This window comes from Micromonospora sp. DT178 (assembly GCF_049841695.1).
Taxonomy (GTDB): Bacteria; Actinomycetota; Actinomycetes; order Mycobacteriales; family Micromonosporaceae; genus Micromonospora.
The window spans coordinates 425,636-438,900 of sequence record NZ_JBNCKV010000005.1 but is presented as its reverse complement, the minus strand read 5'-3'; the positions used below and the strand labels follow the sequence as shown (position 1 = coordinate 438,900).

The following is a 13,265-nucleotide window of genomic DNA, read 5'->3' as shown; positions in this document are numbered from 1 at the left end:
TCCGTAGCATCAAAGGCCAGCGACCGCGGATCGCTACCTCAGTTTCCTAGACCACCCGTCGCACATCACCTGACGGAACCGCATCGCACATCAACTGACGGATCACAATCACAGGCAGCTCCGAGCCGACCTAGCCGGCACGAACACAACACCCTCCCGGCCACCGCCGTCCGGTGTCGCCTGGGAGCGTCGCCGTCTCTTCACGACGCATGACACCGGCTGCCTAGTCGCTCCGTGTATGCCGCCTGCCAACCTTCACCATCTATCGGCCCCGCGGTTTCCTGCCTGCCCGTTCTGCTCGGGCCTCTACCTCTCGCTGCTCACGCCCTGGTCCTCATCACCGACACACATCCGTCCGGACGTGCACCCCACACCACGCCGGCAACTCGACGGACCACACGCGCCAACCACCGTCGTCCTTGCGTAGCTCCCACCGCCACGGATGGGCACTTCCTGCCAGGGACATGCCTTCGTCCCACCACACGCCGCGCACGTGCTCTACCACCGTCGCCCGGTCGTCGCCCTGGTGCTCGATGACGGCGGCTCCCGTGGCTTCGAGCTTTGACGGAGGGCGTTGGGATCGGGTCATCTCATCGCGGTAGCTCTGCCACTGGCGGCGCAGCTCGTCGTGTCGTTCCTCTGCTAGCACCCTCGATAGCCCGATGCCGTCGCCGGCACTCAGCTTCAACAGCCATACCGTGGCCGCTGCCTCCGGTGCGGCTTCGCCTCGCCCGGCTTCCAACTGCGTCCGCACGGCCCAAACAGCCGGGACAGCGACAAGGCCGGCGCAAACGATCGCCGTGAGTGCTAGAAGCACCCAGGGCCATCGCTGCGCCGGCCTAGTGGGGTGTCGTACCCTGTGCGGTCGCCATCCTTGAACTTCCTCCCCGATGATCACCGCCTGACCATACGAGAGGCATCGAGGCCGACAGAAAACAGATCGGGTTGACTAGCCGAAGAGTTCTAGAAGTGCGCCGGCCTGCGCGTCTCAGACGTGGACCTGACCGAGCACACCATCACCGTTCGGAAGGCTCGCGTCGAACCCCTGCACGCTCCTGGTCGAGCGTTCGACAAGGACCCCAAGTCGGAAGCCGGGAAGCGCACCATCTCCATCCCGCCTCACGTCGCCCCGCTGATCCGGTTGCACCTCGACGAGTACGCCGGTACTGACCGGCTGTTCGTCAGCCGCGACGGCACCCCTCTACGCGGCAACACGCTCTATCAGGCGTTCGTTCGGGCGCGGAAGCAAGTTGGCCTCGATGATCTGACCTTCCACGACCTGCGGCACACGGGGCAGACCCTCGCCGCCCAGACCGGCGCGACCCTGGCCGACCTGATGAAGCGGCTCGGGCACTCGTCCATGGCGGCAGCCCGCCGCTACCTGCACGCCGTCGACGGGCGTGACCGCGAGATCGCTAAGGCCCTGTCGGAACTCCGCCGCACACGGTGATGTCGCACGGCTGCCCCGGCACATCACGATGCGCAGCTAATCGCATGACGATCGCACGGTGGCCCGCTGCGGTACTCTGGCCTGCGAAAATGTACGAGCGTCCGACTGAAAATCGGAAGGTCGGCGGTTCGACCCCGCCCCTGGCCACATAGCCTTTCGCCGGGCTACTGAAGCGCCGACCAGCGGAAACGCCGGTCGGCGCTTCTGCGTGCGGGGTGAGTCCGCGAAGATTCGGGGAGGAGCGCGGTGCCCACCGTCGACATGCCCGCACTGCACGAGCGGATCGTCGCGAGCATCTGCGCGACGATCCGCCCGATGCTCGAGCGACGCGCATCGGAGGAGCTGTACGCGGTGGCGCTCACCACGGACAGCGACGTCATCACGGTGAACCTGCTGGCGCACACCGAGGAAGCCCTCGAGGTGCTCGTCAAGGCCGACGACGCGTATGCCGACGGCTACCGCTGGTGGCCCGACGAGTGGGCCGTTGCGGATGACCACGGGGCGCCCGAGCACGGTGTCGAGTCGATGGTGCAGATCAGCCGGGACATGTTCGACACCCACCTCTCTCTCGGCGACGACGACGAGGCGCACGACGAATGGTGCGTCCGGGCCCGCGCGACCCTGGAAGCCGCCCTGGGCGACCACCGCGTCCGGGCGAGCATCGCCGGCGTCAACTCCGCCTGGCACCCCGTGCTGTTCGTCACGGACACGGACGGCAATGCGCACCTGACGGTACGCAGCATCGACCTCCTCAACGACGGCCACCCGAACCCCGCCCTCGTCGCCTCCGCCCGCGACTTCTTCGACGAGACGGACGAGGGCTGACGACCGTCGACAGGTAGCGGCGCGCTCGGACGATGCCGACCGGCGACAGTGCCGGCGTCCAGCTCCGTCGCCGCGGCGTCGACGGTGCCCTCCCGGGCGCTGTTGACACGCTTCTGAGAATCGCCCGCGACCACCCCGAAACCAATCGCCCGGTCCGGCTATCATCGCCATATGGCGATTGGTTGCACTCCCGGGCTGGCTCCCGCCGTGGCGCTGTTCCGCTCCCTCGGTGATCCCACCCGGCTGGCCATCCTGCGCCGGATGGCGACCGGAGAGGCACGCGTGGTGGACCTGACCAACGAGTTGGGCCTGGCGCAGTCGACGGTGTCGAAGCACCTGGCGTGCCTTCGCGACTGCGGCCTCGTCGACTACCGGGTGGAGGGCCGCCAGTCGTTCTACGCGCTGACGCGGCCGGAGCTGCTGGACCTGCTGCGGTCGGCGGAACAGGTCCTGGCCGCCACGGGCGAGGCGGTCGCCCTGTGCCCGGTCTACGGCACGCCGGCCGGCGCGGCGGGGACGACCACGTGAGCGTGTCGCTGCCGACCCCGGAGCGTCGGATGGTGCTGTCGCGACGCAGCCTGTGGCTGGCCTACGCCACCGCCGGCTACAACCTGTTGGAGGGCCTGGTCGCGATCGCCGCCGGGGCGGCGGCCTCGTCCACGGCGCTGATCGGCTTCGGCCTGGACTCGTTCGTCGAGGTGTCCAGCGCCGCCGTGCTGATCTGGCAGTTCCGCTCCCGGGCGCCCGAGGACCGGGAGCGGCTGGCGTTGCGGCTGATCGGCGTGTCGTTCTTCGCCCTGGCCGCCTGGGTGACGTTCGACGCCGTCCGCTCGCTGTCGACGGGCGGGGACGCCGACGCCAGCCCGGTGGGCATCGGTCTCGCCGTCGCGTCGCTGATCGTGATGCCGCTGCTCGTACGGGCCAAGCGGCGCACCGGGCGGGAACTCGGCTCCGCGACGGTCATGGCCGACTCGACGCAGACCATGTTGTGCGCGTACCTGTCCGCGGTGCTGCTCGTCGGCCTGGTCCTCAACGCCGTCTGGGGTTGGTCGTGGGCGGATCCGATCGCCGCGCTCGTGATCGCCGGGGTCGCGGTGAAGGAAGGCATCGAAGCCTGGCGCGGTGAGCACTGCGACGACTGCGCGCCCCTGTCCGCCGCCGGCCAGGGCCCGGACTGCGCCGACGCCTGCTGCACGGACGGGAAGGCGTGACGATGGCCTGGCTCGCACTGCCGCTCTACCTGCTGGGCCTGCTGCTCGCCTTCGGCTGGCGCACCCTCGCCCAATGGCGCCGCACCGGCGACACCGGCCTACGCCTCGACGCCGGCCCGCCCGGCACCCTGCGGTGGTGGGCGAAACTGCTGTTCGTCGCCGCCCTCGTGCTCGGTGCGGCCGGTCCGGCCGCCGCTCTCGCCGGCCTGTCGCCGGTGCCCGGCCTCGACAACCGGCCCCTGCACGTGGTCGGCCTGGTCGTCACCGTCGCCGGCATCGGGGCCACGCTCGCCGCCCAGATCGCCATGGGCACCTCGTGGCGGATCGGCGTCGACCCCGGCGAACGCACCTCCCTGGTGACCGGCGGCGCGTTCGGGCTCGCCCGTAACCCCATCTTCACCGCCATGGCGGCCACCGCCCTCGGCCTGGCCCTGATGGTGCCCAACACCGTCGCACTGGCCGCCTGGCTCGCCCTGGTCCTGGCGCTGCAACTACAGGTCCGCGCCGTCGAGGAGCCGTACCTGATCGCCACCCACGGCGACGCCTACCGCCGGTACGCGGCCAGGGTGGGCCGCTTCCTGCCCGGCCTGGGCAGGATCAGCCGGCGACACGACGCGGAGCCGGTGCGGTGACCACAGACGTTCGGCTCTCGCGCCCTGGCGGCGGTCGGTGCAGCTCCGGTCACCCCGTTCATGCCGGTGTCTAGCGCCGGAGCAGGACGACCCATCCCGCCCCGGTCACGGCAAGGATGAGCGCCACCACGAGCAGGGTGCGTCCGGCCAGGAAGGGCATGGGGATGAGAAACGGTGCCTGCTGGAGCAGCAGGCACGCGCCGAGCAGCGCCTGGCCGCCGCCGACGCGGAGGGGTTGGGACCGCTGGCTCGCCGTCAGGCGGGCGACCCGCACCCACGCCGGGGGAAACCGCCGTGACACGGCGACGCGCACGCCGAGAACGATCAGGGCCAGGCTGAGGAGCACGATCACGAGGCGCGCGGCGATCCACACCGGGTCCGGATCACTCAGGCTCATGCGGCCCATCATGCAAGGGACGTCAAGGTCGCAAGCGGTACCAGCGGGGCCCGCTCCGTCGACGCGGCCGCGCCTGTCGGGGGTACGCAGTACGGTCCCGCCATGGCAGCCAGAATCAGCCTGACCCTCGACTGCGAGGACGCGAAGCTCCTCGGCGACTTCTGGAAGACGGCGCTGGGTTACGTGGACGAGCCGCCGCCCGCGCCCTTCCGGACCCGTGAGGAGTGGCACGCGAGTTTCCACCTGCCGGAGGACGACCCGGTGGACGACGTGGCGTGGCTGTGCGATCCCGACGGCGTCGGGCCCGCGCTCTCCATCCTCAGGGTCCCCGAGCCGAAGACGGCGAAGAACCGACTGCACATCGACGTCCGGGTGCCGGGCCACGGCACCCCCGACGAGCGGTGGGCGCGGATCAGGGCCGAGTCCGAGCGGCTGGTGCAGGCGGGCGGGACCGTCCTGGAGGAGTTCACCGGGCACCACATCGTCATGGCCGACCCGGAGGGCAACGAGTTCTGCGTCGCCGCGACCTCGGCATGACGGCGTCTGCCGTCCGCCCGCCCCGAATCTGTCGACGGACGGATCCGGGACAGCGGTAGGCCGCCCGGCTCTGCCAGGCTGGTCACCGCCCCGCCCTGGTTCCGTCTGCGGCGGGCCGGCGCGACGGGGGGACGGAGCGTGGCCGAGCAGTCGACCGCACGGTCGGCACCGGCGGCGCCGCGGGTGGTGAACCCAGGGCGCCTGGCGGTGGGGCAGATGGTCGTGGTCGGCGCGACGGCCGCCCTGTTCCTGCGCGGGACCAACGGCGGCCCGTGGGTGCTGCTCGCCCTCTTCGTGGGTGTGCACGCCGTGCTGCTCGCCGGCGTGGCGGCGCTGCTGACGGTGACCTATCTGCTCGGCACGCTCACCCGCCACGGATCGCCGCTGACCGAGAGCCCCGGCCGCCGGTGTGGCTGGACCCTGCTCGTCTGGGTCGGCGGTGCCGCGCTCGTGGGCTACGGGCGTGCCGCCCTCGGCCACCTCGGCTTCGAGCCCGACCGGCATCCCGAGGTCGGTCACTGGTTGCTGGGCCTGGGGGCGGCGCTGGTGGCGGGCCTCTTCACCCGGTCGCGACAGGCACGGATCGCCTCCGCCGCCGCCATCGCACTCTTCGTCGTGGTCACGGTCGCACTGCGAGCCCTCGGCTGATCATCCCGGCCGCCCGGGCCCGGATGAATTCGGTTGCGGCGGGCGCCCGCGCTGCGGTTGTGTAACGGCCATGCCGACGGACCGTGTCGACTCGTACTTCATCTGCGGCACCCCGCGCACCGGCAGCTCGCTCCTGCTCGGGTTGCTGGAGTCCACCGGTGTCGCCGGTCGCCCGCAGGCCTACTTCCGCTCCCCGGACGAGCCGCTGTGGGCCGACCGGTGGCAGCTTCCCCGTACGGCGGACGGCGGCTTCGCCTACGCGGACTTCGTCCGCGCCGCGCTCGCCGCGGGCCGGACCGACAACGGCGTGTTCGGCGCGAAGCTCATGTGGGGAACGCTCGATGAGGTGGTCGCGAAGCTCGCGGCGGTCCATCCCGACCTCGACGGCGACGACGTCGCAATCCTCGGCCGGACGTTCGGCCGCACCGGCTTCGTCTTCCTGCGACGCGACGACGTGCTGGCACAGGCGGTGTCGCGGCTGCGCGCCGAGCAGACCGGCAGGTGGTTCGTCGGCGGCAGCGGGGAGATCAGCGGCGACGCCGGCAACGGGCAGGCGCCCCGCTTCGACGCGGACGGCATCAGGCACTACGTCGAGGAGATCCGGGAGCACAACGCGGCCTGGGAGGCATGGTTCGCCTCGTGGGGGATCCAGCCGCACGTCGTGCGCTACGAGGAACTGGCCGAGGACATGGTCGCCACCACGTGCGGCGTCCTCGACTTCCTGGGGCTGGACGTGCCCGCGGACGGCTGCGCCGTCGTCGCGCGTCACCAACGCCAGGCCGACGAACTCAACCGGCAGTGGATCGCCCGGTATCGGGCAGAAATGACCGACGCCTGATCCGTCGACCGGCGGGTCGCCGCCAGAGCGGGCCGCCAGAGCGGCCGGGCCTCGACCCTTCGGCGGTCGGCGGGGCCGCAGGCAGGCCGTCGGCGGTCAGGGCCGCCCGCTGGGTCAGCGCCGCTGCTGGCGGTGCTGGGCCACCCCGCCCTGGATCGCCTCCCAGACGCTCCGGCCGGCCTGCCTCAGCGTCTCCCCCGCCTGCTCGGCGAGCTGGGCGGCGCTCAGCGCGCCGTCACCGCCGCGGTTCTCGGGCTGCCGGCCCTGCCCGCCCTCGGCCGGGCCGCCCGACGGCTCACGCTGCCCGGCCTCCGGCCCGCCGGGCCCGCCGGCGCCCCGGTCCCCGCCGCCCTCTCCGGCCGTGCCGCCCCAGGGCCCGCCGACCCGCTCACCGCCCGGCTGCTGAGCGCCCTGTTCCTCGCGCCCCGGCCGCTGCCCGCCCTGCTCCGCGCCACCGCCCTGTTGCGAACCACCGGGCTGCTGCCCGCCGCCCTGCTCACCACCCGGCCGCTGCCCGCCGCCCTGTTCGCCGCCCGGCTGCTGCCCGCCGCCCTGTTCGCCGCCCGGCCGCTGCCCGCCGCCACCCTGTTGCGCACCGCCCGGCCGCTGCGCGCCCTGTTCCGGGGCGCCCTGGCCGTGCTCCCGTTCCTCGGGCCGGCCCGGCTCCCGGCGGGCCGCCTCGTCGCCCGCCCGTTCGCGTGCGCGCTGCGCCTGGCCCTGCTCGCCTCCGCCGCCCGAGCCGCTGGCGAGGCCACCACCCCGCTGGGCCTGCTCCGCGCCGGGCTCCCCGCCCCGCCCCGGGCCGCCCGGCTCCCCGCCCTGGCCGGCTCCGGGCCCCCCGCCCTGGCCGGGACCGGGCATGCCGCCTCGGCCGGGGCCGCCCGGCTCGCGCAGTGACTGGTCGGCGACCGCGCCGATCGCGCCCACCTGCTGGCCGAGGTCGTCGGTCGCGCCGCCGACCCGCTCCAGCGGGCGCTGCTCCCCCGGGCCGACGAGTTGCCCGCCCAGGTGGGACATCTGCTGCGTGGCCCGGTTCACGTCGTCCATCGCGGCGGTCGCCGTAGCCGACAGCGTCTGGATGACCTGCGGGTTGCGGTCGATGGTGGTCAGCGCCCGGTCGAGGATCTGCACCAGCTTCTCCAGCCGCACCTTGAGCAACGCCTCGGCGTGTACCCCGGTGATGTCCAGCTCGACGCCCTCCAGGTGCACCCGCACCCCGGCGTCGAGCTGGAGGAGGTTGGCCAGCCGGGCCCGCAGGGAGACGTCGGCGTCCAGCCCGTCCACGGCGAGCCGGATCGAGTCGACGGACACCTCCGGGATGTCCAGCAGGACGTCCGGCTCGTTCTCCCCGCCCCGGCGGGCAGCTTCCGCCTCCCTCTCGCGGCGGGCAGGCTCGGATTCCCCGTCGCGTCGGTTCGATCGGCCGCCGGTTCGGTCGTTGTCCCGCTGCTGCGCGTACTCGCTCATGCTCCCCGCTCCGCATCCTCCGGCCGGGCCGGCCGGGACCGTTCGGCGCGGGTACCCGCTATCCGGCCGAACATCCCGCCGGCACGGCGGTACGACCGGGCCAGCCGCCCGGCCAGGGGTCGACGCGCCGGCGTGGTCCGGCCTGCGGAAGGGCGGCCCGAAGACGGCAATCGGGAAGCTGCGCACCCGGGCATGAGCCGGTATGGTCCGGGCCTATGGGACAGGAGATGGCTGACCCGGCCGGCATCCGGCAGGAGTCTGAACGGTTCGCGTTGCGCAGCGCCCTCCTGGTCCCCGCTCCCGCGCAGCGGGCGTTCGAGGTGTTCACCGGGGCCCTGGCGCAGTGGTGGGTGGTGGAATACACCTGGTCCGGGCCGGAGCAGCTCGCCGACCTGGGCATGGAGCCGCACAGCGGCGGCATGCTCTACGAGATCGGTCCGCACGGCTTCCGCTGCGACTGGGGCCGGGTGCTGACCTGGGATCCGCCCGAGCGGCTGGTCTTCACCTGGCAGATCGGGGCGGACCGGGCGCCGGTGCCGGACCCGGCGAAGGCGAGCGAGGTGGAGGTGCTCTTCCACCCGGACGGGCCGGAGCGGACGCGGATGGAGGTCGAGCACCGGCACTTCGACCGGCACGGCGAGGCCGCGGAGGGCTACCGGCAGGCGCTGACCGCCGGCTGGCACGAACTGCTCACCCGCTACGCCGCCAGGGTGGCCGACCGCAGCCCCGGCTGACCGGCTCCCGCATGCACCCGGCCGCCCGAGGCTGCGGGGGTCAGCGGCCGAGGCCGGGACGCGCGCCCGGCGCGGTGGCGACGCCCCGCCCGCCGAGGTCGGCGCGGCGGCCCGCCTCGGCACCCGAGCCGAACCCGCCGCCGGCCAGCCGGCGCGGCGCGGCGGTACGCAGCCGTGGGTACACCTCGGCGACGCGGTGCTGGACCCGGTCCGACCGGTCGGCCAGGACCAGCGCCACCGAGGGCGCGCCCGCCTCGGCGACGGCCCCGGCCTCCGCCGCCCGGAGCCGCACCCCGATCACCTGGGCGAAACCGGCCAGCCAGGAGCGCCGGAAGGCGGCGACATGCGCGCCGGCCGGCACCTCGGCGCCGGCCAGCCCGTGGGCGGCCTGCACCAGCAGCGACGTGAAGAGCAACTCGACCCGTTCGAGGTCGCTGGCGAAGCCGAACAGGTGCATGGCGAAGCCGGCGCCCTCCCGGCGGCGGACGCAGCGGCAGCGCAGCGGATCGGCGACAGCGGCGAGCAGGCCGGCCTTGTCCCGGGCGTACGGGGCGACGACCTCGACCACCCGGTCGCCCACCGGGTCCGTGGCCGGATCCCGGGCGGCCAGCAGCGCCCGGTCCACGCCGTAGCGGGCGATCAGCTCGGTCGCCTTGGCCGTGAACGCGGCCGACTCGGCGGGGGTGCAGGCCGGGTCCTCGGCCTGGGCCAGCAGCTTGCGCACCTTGCTGAGCATGGCGTCGGACATGCCCCTCAGCCTGTCACGGCGGACCGGCCCCGCCGCACCACGCCCGACCGGCGGCCACCGGACGCCCCGGTGGTCCCGAGCCGACGAGCGGCACCGACGGGTCAGTCGGCCCGGCTACGCAGCGTCGCCACGGTCGAGCCGGCGAGGGTGAGCAGGCACTCCGGCAGCAGCCCGTCGGCCGCCGCCGCCCCGAACAGCGCCTCGCCGGTGTCGGCGTCGGCGTTGGCGTACGCGCTGACGAAGCGCGCCACCCAGCGGGTGTCGTAGCCCGCCTCGTCGATGCCGGGGAAGTCCAGCGCGCACGTGCCCGGCGGCACCGGCTCGCCGACCATCGTCGCGGCAAGACACCAGGCCACCCCGTACGCGCCGGCCAGGCCGGACCGGTCGACGACCGCGTCGAAGGTCCCCGCCACCGCGTCGCCGTCCCCGGCCAGCGCCGAGCGGAGCACGGCGGTCGCGTCGTCGAGCGTCTGCTGTGGTGAGTCCGTCACCCACAGCACGGTAGAGGGGACGGTCAAGCCACCCGGCGGCGGTCACTTTCCGTAGTCAAGGCGGGCGACCTGCGGATTGAGCCGCATCCGTGGTCCCGCCGCACGGCCCAGCACGCTAATGTGCGCAGCGGACCTTCGCCGGAGGAAGGACGACCATGTTCAAGTCACGCGCCTCGCGGGCGGCCACCCTGGCTGCCTGCGCGACGTTCCTGCTCGCCACGAGCGCCTGCGGGACCGAAGAGCCCGAGGAGGCGGCCACCCAACAGGTGCGCCTCTACGGCACCGACGGCAACATGCTGAACTCGTACCCTGCCGAGCTGAAGGATCGCGCCAGCCTGGTCGACGGCATGAAGGGCACCACGCCGATGACGCCCCTGCCCGAGGACTTCAAGAACCGGCTCCGGTCCGTCGACCCGAAGCTGGGCGACTTCCTCTACTCCGCCGAGACGTACGACGCGGTGGTGATCAGCGCGATCGCCGCCCAACTCGCGGGCACGACGGATCCGGCCGCCATCGCGAAGCAGATCGTCGGGGTCACCAACGGGGGGCAGCGCTGCGAGCGGGTGGCCGAGTGCCTGGCCCTGGCCCGCGCGGGCCAGGACGTCGAGTACCGCAGCGTCTCGCTGACCCGCGCCGGTTTCACCGACGCCGGCGAGCCGTCCACCGCGAGCTACGGCACGCTGCACTTCGACGGCCAGCGGCTCAACGACGGCAAGACGGAGTTCGTCGGGGCCGGGGACGAGTCGGCGGCGAGCACCAAGGCCCCGCCGAAGCCGAAGAAGCAGCGCGGCGGCCGCACCGACCGCAGCGACGGCTCCCCGCTGGTCCTGGGCGGCCTGCTGTCGCAGACCGGTGACCTGTCCCTCGCGTACCCGCCGGTGTCAGCCGGCGCCAAGCTGGCGATCAAGGAAATCAACGCGGCGGGCGGGGCGCTCGGCGAGCCGGTGGTCTGGATCGACGGCGACGACGGCACCAACCCGGCGGTGGCCAAGGCCACCGTGGCGAAGCACGTCGAGCGGAACGTGCACGTCATCATCGGTGCCAGTGGCTCCGGGATCTCCCGGGAGGTGCTGCCCGACGTGGTGCGGGCCGGCAAGGTCCTGTTCTCCCCGTCGAACACCGACGCCAGCCTGACCGAGCTCGACGACAAGGGCCTCTACTTCCGCACCGCCCCGCCGGACAGCCTCCAGGGCCGGGCACTGGCCGACGTGATCCTCCGCGACGGCCCGCAGAAGATCGCCATCGTCGCCCGTAAGGACTCCTACGGCGAGGGCCTCCAGGGCACCGTCCGGGCCGAACTGGAGCGGGCCGGCATCGGCGGCGACCGGCTCAAGCTGCTGACCTACGACCCGCCGGAGGACGCCAAGGCGAACCCGATCGACTTCGTCGCGGGCGCGAAGGAGATCAAGGACTTCGGCGCCGAGGCCGTGCTGATCATCGGCTTCGCCGAGTCCGCGCAGGTGATCCGGGCCCTCGCGGACGCCGGGGTCGAGATCCGGCACTGAGCCACCACCCGTCGGACACGGACGGCCGCACCGGTGACCGGTGCGGCCGTCGTTCGTCCGGGCCTCAGCGGGGGCGTCGACGCTCCAGGAACTCCGTCATCCGCCGGTGCTTCTCCTCGTCCTCGAAGAGCACCGCCTGGCTGACGAGGTCGAGGTGCGGGTGCGCGGCGGCCGGCGCGTCGACCGCCAGCTTGGTCAGCCGCAGCGCCAACGCCGATCCCTTCGCCATCTCGTCGAGCAGCCCGTGCGCCGTGGGCAGCAGCTCGCCGGGCTCGGCCACCACCCGGTTGACCAGCCCGATCCGCAGCGCCTCCTCGGCGTCCACCCGCCGGCCGGTGAAGAGCAGCTCCTTGGCCCGGGCCTCCCCGACCAGCGCCGGCAGCCGGTGGGTCGCACCCGCGCCGGCCAGGATCCCCAGCCGGACCTCCGGCTGGCCGAACACCGCCCGCGCCGTGCAGACCCGCAGATCGCAGGCGTACGCCAGCTCGGCGCCCCCGCCCAGCGCGGGCCCGTCCACGGCCGCCACGGTCGGCATCGGCAGCGCCCGGATCCGGGCGAAGGCCGCCGAGTTGATCGCCGCGAGGGCGTCCAGCCGACCCCGCTCGCGCAGCTGCCCGATGTCCGCCCCACCGGCGAAGATCCCCTCGGTGCCGCCGGTGAGCAGCAGCAGGCGGGGGCGCGCCTCCAGGTCCGCGCAGACCTGGTGCAGCTCGGCGATCAGGTCGGCGTCGATGGCGTTGCGCTTCTCCGGCCGGTCGAGCGTCACCACCAGCCGGTCCGCGTGCTCCTCGATCCGCAGCCCACTCATGAGCGCACCCCGCCTTCCCAGCGGTAGAAGCCCTGGCCGGACTTCTTGCCCAGGCGGCCGGCGGCCACCATCTCCTCCAGCAGCGGCGGCGGGGCGAACCGGTCCCCGTACGCGGCCTGGAGGGTGCGCGCGATGTCGAGCCGCACGTCCAGGCCGACGAGGTCGGTCAGCTCCAGCGGGCCGACCGGGTGCCGGTAGCCGAGCACCATGGCCTTGTCGATGTCGGCGGGGCTGGCCACCCCGTCGGCGACCATCCGGATCGCCTCCAGCCCGAGGGTGACCCCGAGCCGGGAGGTGGCGAAGCCGGGCATGTCGCGTACGACGACGGGGTCCTTGCCCAGCCGGCCGGCGAGCGCGACGGCCGCCGCGGTGGTCTCCTCGGCGGTGGCCGGGCCGACCACGACCTCCAGCAGGGCCATCGCCCAGACCGGGTTGAAGAAGTGCAGCCCGAGGAAGCGTTCGGGCCGGGCCAGCCCTTCGGCCAGCGCGGCGATCGGGATGCTGGAGGTGTTGCTGCCCAGCAGCGCCGGCCGCAGCGCCTCGGCCTCGCGCAGCACCGCCCGCTTCAGGTCCGGCCGCTCCGGTACGGCCTCGACCACCACGGCCGGCTCCTCGGCGACCTCAACGAGCCCCGAGCGCAGCGCCACCCGCTCCCGGTTCGTCGCGGCCCGGTCGGCGTCCAGCTTGCCGCGCGCCACCGCCCTGTCCCACAGCTCCCCGAGCCGCTCGACGGCCGCCGCGCCCCGGGCCCGGTCCACCTCGACCAGCTCGACGGCGTGCCCGGCCCCGGCCGCCACGTACGCGATGCCGAGGCCCATCGTGCCGGCCCCGACGACGACAAAGCGGTCGCTCATGACGCCTCCCTGTCTCCGGTGGCGGGACGGGGTCGACCCGCGCCCCGCCGCCCGCTCCACTCGCTCATGGGCCGACCCTATGCAGCGGCGATCTTCCCGGCATGCGTGGGGGCGCGGAGG

Annotated in this window: 17 protein-coding genes and 1 tRNA gene; 11 read left to right on the top strand and 7 right to left on the bottom strand. The window is 73.5% G+C overall.

The window, feature by feature from the left end:
- Window positions 1-337: 337 nt before the first annotated feature.
- Window positions 338-688 (bottom strand): hypothetical protein, encoded by a 351-nt coding sequence (locus ACLQ22_RS12950; protein WP_425692461.1) that lies wholly within the window; start codon window positions 686-688, stop codon window positions 338-340.
- Between the two features lie 306 nt (window positions 689-994).
- On the opposite strand from ACLQ22_RS12950, the gene ACLQ22_RS12945 reads away from it, so the two are divergent.
- The 6 genes from ACLQ22_RS12945 (at window position 995) to ACLQ22_RS12920 (ending at window position 4,118) form a co-directional block, all read left to right on the top strand.
- Window positions 995-1,450 carry a tyrosine-type recombinase/integrase gene (locus ACLQ22_RS12945; RefSeq protein ID WP_425692460.1) on the top strand — a complete coding sequence of 152 codons (456 nt, stop codon included), beginning with the start codon at window positions 995-997 and terminating at the stop codon, window positions 1,448-1,450.
- Window positions 1,451-1,508: 58 nt separating this feature from the next.
- Window positions 1,509-1,597, top strand: a tRNA-Phe gene (locus ACLQ22_RS12940).
- A gap of 99 nt (window positions 1,598-1,696) precedes the next feature.
- A complete protein-coding gene (locus ACLQ22_RS12935; protein WP_425692459.1) occupies window positions 1,697-2,275 on the top strand; it encodes a DUF4303 domain-containing protein in 579 nt (192 codons plus the stop codon).
- Window positions 2,276-2,446: 171 nt separating this feature from the next.
- Entirely contained in the window at window positions 2,447-2,803 is a 357-nt protein-coding gene (locus tag ACLQ22_RS12930) for an ArsR/SmtB family transcription factor (RefSeq protein WP_425692458.1), read from the top strand.
- A gap of 29 nt (window positions 2,804-2,832) precedes the next feature.
- Window positions 2,833-3,486, top strand: a complete 654-nt coding sequence (locus ACLQ22_RS12925; protein WP_425692482.1) for a cation diffusion facilitator family transporter — start codon at window positions 2,833-2,835, stop codon at window positions 3,484-3,486.
- A gap of 2 nt (window positions 3,487-3,488) precedes the next feature.
- Window positions 3,489-4,118, top strand: a complete 630-nt coding sequence (locus ACLQ22_RS12920) for a methyltransferase family protein (RefSeq protein WP_425692457.1) — start codon at window positions 3,489-3,491, stop codon at window positions 4,116-4,118.
- A 70-nt stretch (window positions 4,119-4,188) separates the two neighbouring features.
- Here ACLQ22_RS12920 and ACLQ22_RS12915 read toward each other — a convergent pair whose 3' ends face one another.
- Window positions 4,189-4,515 carry a hypothetical protein gene (locus tag ACLQ22_RS12915; RefSeq protein WP_425692456.1) on the bottom strand — a complete coding sequence of 109 codons (327 nt, stop codon included), beginning with the start codon at window positions 4,513-4,515 and terminating at the stop codon, window positions 4,189-4,191.
- Window positions 4,516-4,617: 102 nt separating this feature from the next.
- Here ACLQ22_RS12915 and ACLQ22_RS12910 point away from each other — a divergent pair, with 102 nt between their 5' ends.
- From ACLQ22_RS12910 to ACLQ22_RS12900, 3 genes are all read left to right on the top strand, one after another.
- Complete coding sequence (locus ACLQ22_RS12910; RefSeq protein WP_425692455.1) at window positions 4,618-5,052, top strand: VOC family protein; 435 nt, start codon at window positions 4,618-4,620, stop codon at window positions 5,050-5,052.
- A gap of 207 nt (window positions 5,053-5,259) precedes the next feature.
- The gene (locus ACLQ22_RS12905) at window positions 5,260-5,700 is read left to right on the top strand and encodes a hypothetical protein (RefSeq protein WP_425692454.1); all 441 of its coding nucleotides are present in this window, start codon (window positions 5,260-5,262) and stop codon (window positions 5,698-5,700) included.
- A gap of 70 nt (window positions 5,701-5,770) precedes the next feature.
- The gene (locus ACLQ22_RS12900) at window positions 5,771-6,538 is read left to right on the top strand and encodes a Stf0 family sulfotransferase (protein ID WP_425692453.1); all 768 of its coding nucleotides are present in this window, start codon (window positions 5,771-5,773) and stop codon (window positions 6,536-6,538) included.
- Between the two features lie 114 nt (window positions 6,539-6,652).
- On the opposite strand, the gene ACLQ22_RS12895 is transcribed toward ACLQ22_RS12900, so the two are convergent.
- On the bottom strand, window positions 6,653-8,005 hold the full coding sequence (locus tag ACLQ22_RS12895; protein ID WP_425692452.1) for a hypothetical protein: 1,353 nt from the start codon (window positions 8,003-8,005) through the stop codon (window positions 6,653-6,655).
- Window positions 8,006-8,220: 215 nt separating this feature from the next.
- Between ACLQ22_RS12895 and ACLQ22_RS12890 the strand changes: the two genes are divergently transcribed.
- Window positions 8,221-8,739 carry an SRPBCC family protein gene (locus ACLQ22_RS12890; protein ID WP_425692451.1) on the top strand — a complete coding sequence of 173 codons (519 nt, stop codon included), beginning with the start codon at window positions 8,221-8,223 and terminating at the stop codon, window positions 8,737-8,739.
- Between the two features lie 40 nt (window positions 8,740-8,779).
- Here the strand turns inward: ACLQ22_RS12890 and ACLQ22_RS12885 are convergent, their stop codons facing one another.
- Together ACLQ22_RS12885 and ACLQ22_RS12880 are read right to left on the bottom strand one after the other, a co-directional pair.
- Window positions 8,780-9,487 carry a DUF2786 domain-containing protein gene (locus ACLQ22_RS12885; RefSeq protein WP_121397218.1) on the bottom strand — a complete coding sequence of 236 codons (708 nt, stop codon included), beginning with the start codon at window positions 9,485-9,487 and terminating at the stop codon, window positions 8,780-8,782.
- A gap of 101 nt (window positions 9,488-9,588) precedes the next feature.
- The gene (locus ACLQ22_RS12880; RefSeq protein ID WP_121399136.1) at window positions 9,589-9,978 is read right to left on the bottom strand and encodes a hypothetical protein; all 390 of its coding nucleotides are present in this window, start codon (window positions 9,976-9,978) and stop codon (window positions 9,589-9,591) included.
- A gap of 155 nt (window positions 9,979-10,133) precedes the next feature.
- On the opposite strand from ACLQ22_RS12880, the gene ACLQ22_RS12875 reads away from it, so the two are divergent.
- Window positions 10,134-11,483 (top strand): ABC transporter substrate-binding protein, encoded by a 1,350-nt coding sequence (locus ACLQ22_RS12875; protein ID WP_425692450.1) that lies wholly within the window; start codon window positions 10,134-10,136, stop codon window positions 11,481-11,483.
- Window positions 11,484-11,547: 64 nt separating this feature from the next.
- Here ACLQ22_RS12875 and ACLQ22_RS12870 read toward each other — a convergent pair whose 3' ends face one another.
- Window positions 11,548-12,291, bottom strand: a complete 744-nt coding sequence (locus ACLQ22_RS12870) for an enoyl-CoA hydratase/isomerase family protein (protein ID WP_366641348.1) — start codon at window positions 12,289-12,291, stop codon at window positions 11,548-11,550.
- Complete coding sequence (locus ACLQ22_RS12865) at window positions 12,288-13,145, bottom strand: 3-hydroxyacyl-CoA dehydrogenase family protein (RefSeq protein WP_425692449.1); 858 nt, start codon at window positions 13,143-13,145, stop codon at window positions 12,288-12,290. Before ACLQ22_RS12865 ends, ACLQ22_RS12870 begins: the two co-directional genes overlap by 4 nt.
- Window positions 13,146-13,265: the final 120 nt, after the last annotated feature.

Excerpts from the sequence above, each read along its gene's own strand:
- ACLQ22_RS12930 (WP_425692458.1), top strand. The coding sequence starts at position 2,447 with ATGGCGATTGGTTGCACTCCCGGGCTGGCTCCCGCCGTGGCGCTGTTC.
- ACLQ22_RS12925 (WP_425692482.1), top strand. The coding sequence starts at position 2,833 with ATGGTGCTGTCGCGACGCAGCCTGTGGCTGGCCTACGCCACCGCCGGC.
- ACLQ22_RS12920 (WP_425692457.1), top strand. The coding sequence starts at position 3,489 with ATGGCCTGGCTCGCACTGCCGCTCTACCTGCTGGGCCTGCTGCTCGCC.
- ACLQ22_RS12915 (WP_425692456.1), bottom strand. The coding sequence starts at position 4,515 with ATGAGCCTGAGTGATCCGGACCCGGTGTGGATCGCCGCGCGCCTCGTG.
- ACLQ22_RS12910 (WP_425692455.1), top strand. The coding sequence starts at position 4,618 with ATGGCAGCCAGAATCAGCCTGACCCTCGACTGCGAGGACGCGAAGCTC.
- ACLQ22_RS12900 (WP_425692453.1), top strand. The coding sequence starts at position 5,771 with ATGCCGACGGACCGTGTCGACTCGTACTTCATCTGCGGCACCCCGCGC.
- ACLQ22_RS12895 (WP_425692452.1), bottom strand. The coding sequence starts at position 8,005 with ATGAGCGAGTACGCGCAGCAGCGGGACAACGACCGAACCGGCGGCCGA.
- ACLQ22_RS12890 (WP_425692451.1), top strand. The coding sequence starts at position 8,221 with ATGGGACAGGAGATGGCTGACCCGGCCGGCATCCGGCAGGAGTCTGAA.
- ACLQ22_RS12885 (WP_121397218.1), bottom strand. The coding sequence starts at position 9,487 with ATGTCCGACGCCATGCTCAGCAAGGTGCGCAAGCTGCTGGCCCAGGCC.
- ACLQ22_RS12875 (WP_425692450.1), top strand. The coding sequence starts at position 10,134 with ATGTTCAAGTCACGCGCCTCGCGGGCGGCCACCCTGGCTGCCTGCGCG.
- ACLQ22_RS12870 (WP_366641348.1), bottom strand. The coding sequence starts at position 12,291 with ATGAGTGGGCTGCGGATCGAGGAGCACGCGGACCGGCTGGTGGTGACG.
- ACLQ22_RS12865 (WP_425692449.1), bottom strand. The coding sequence starts at position 13,145 with ATGAGCGACCGCTTTGTCGTCGTCGGGGCCGGCACGATGGGCCTCGGC.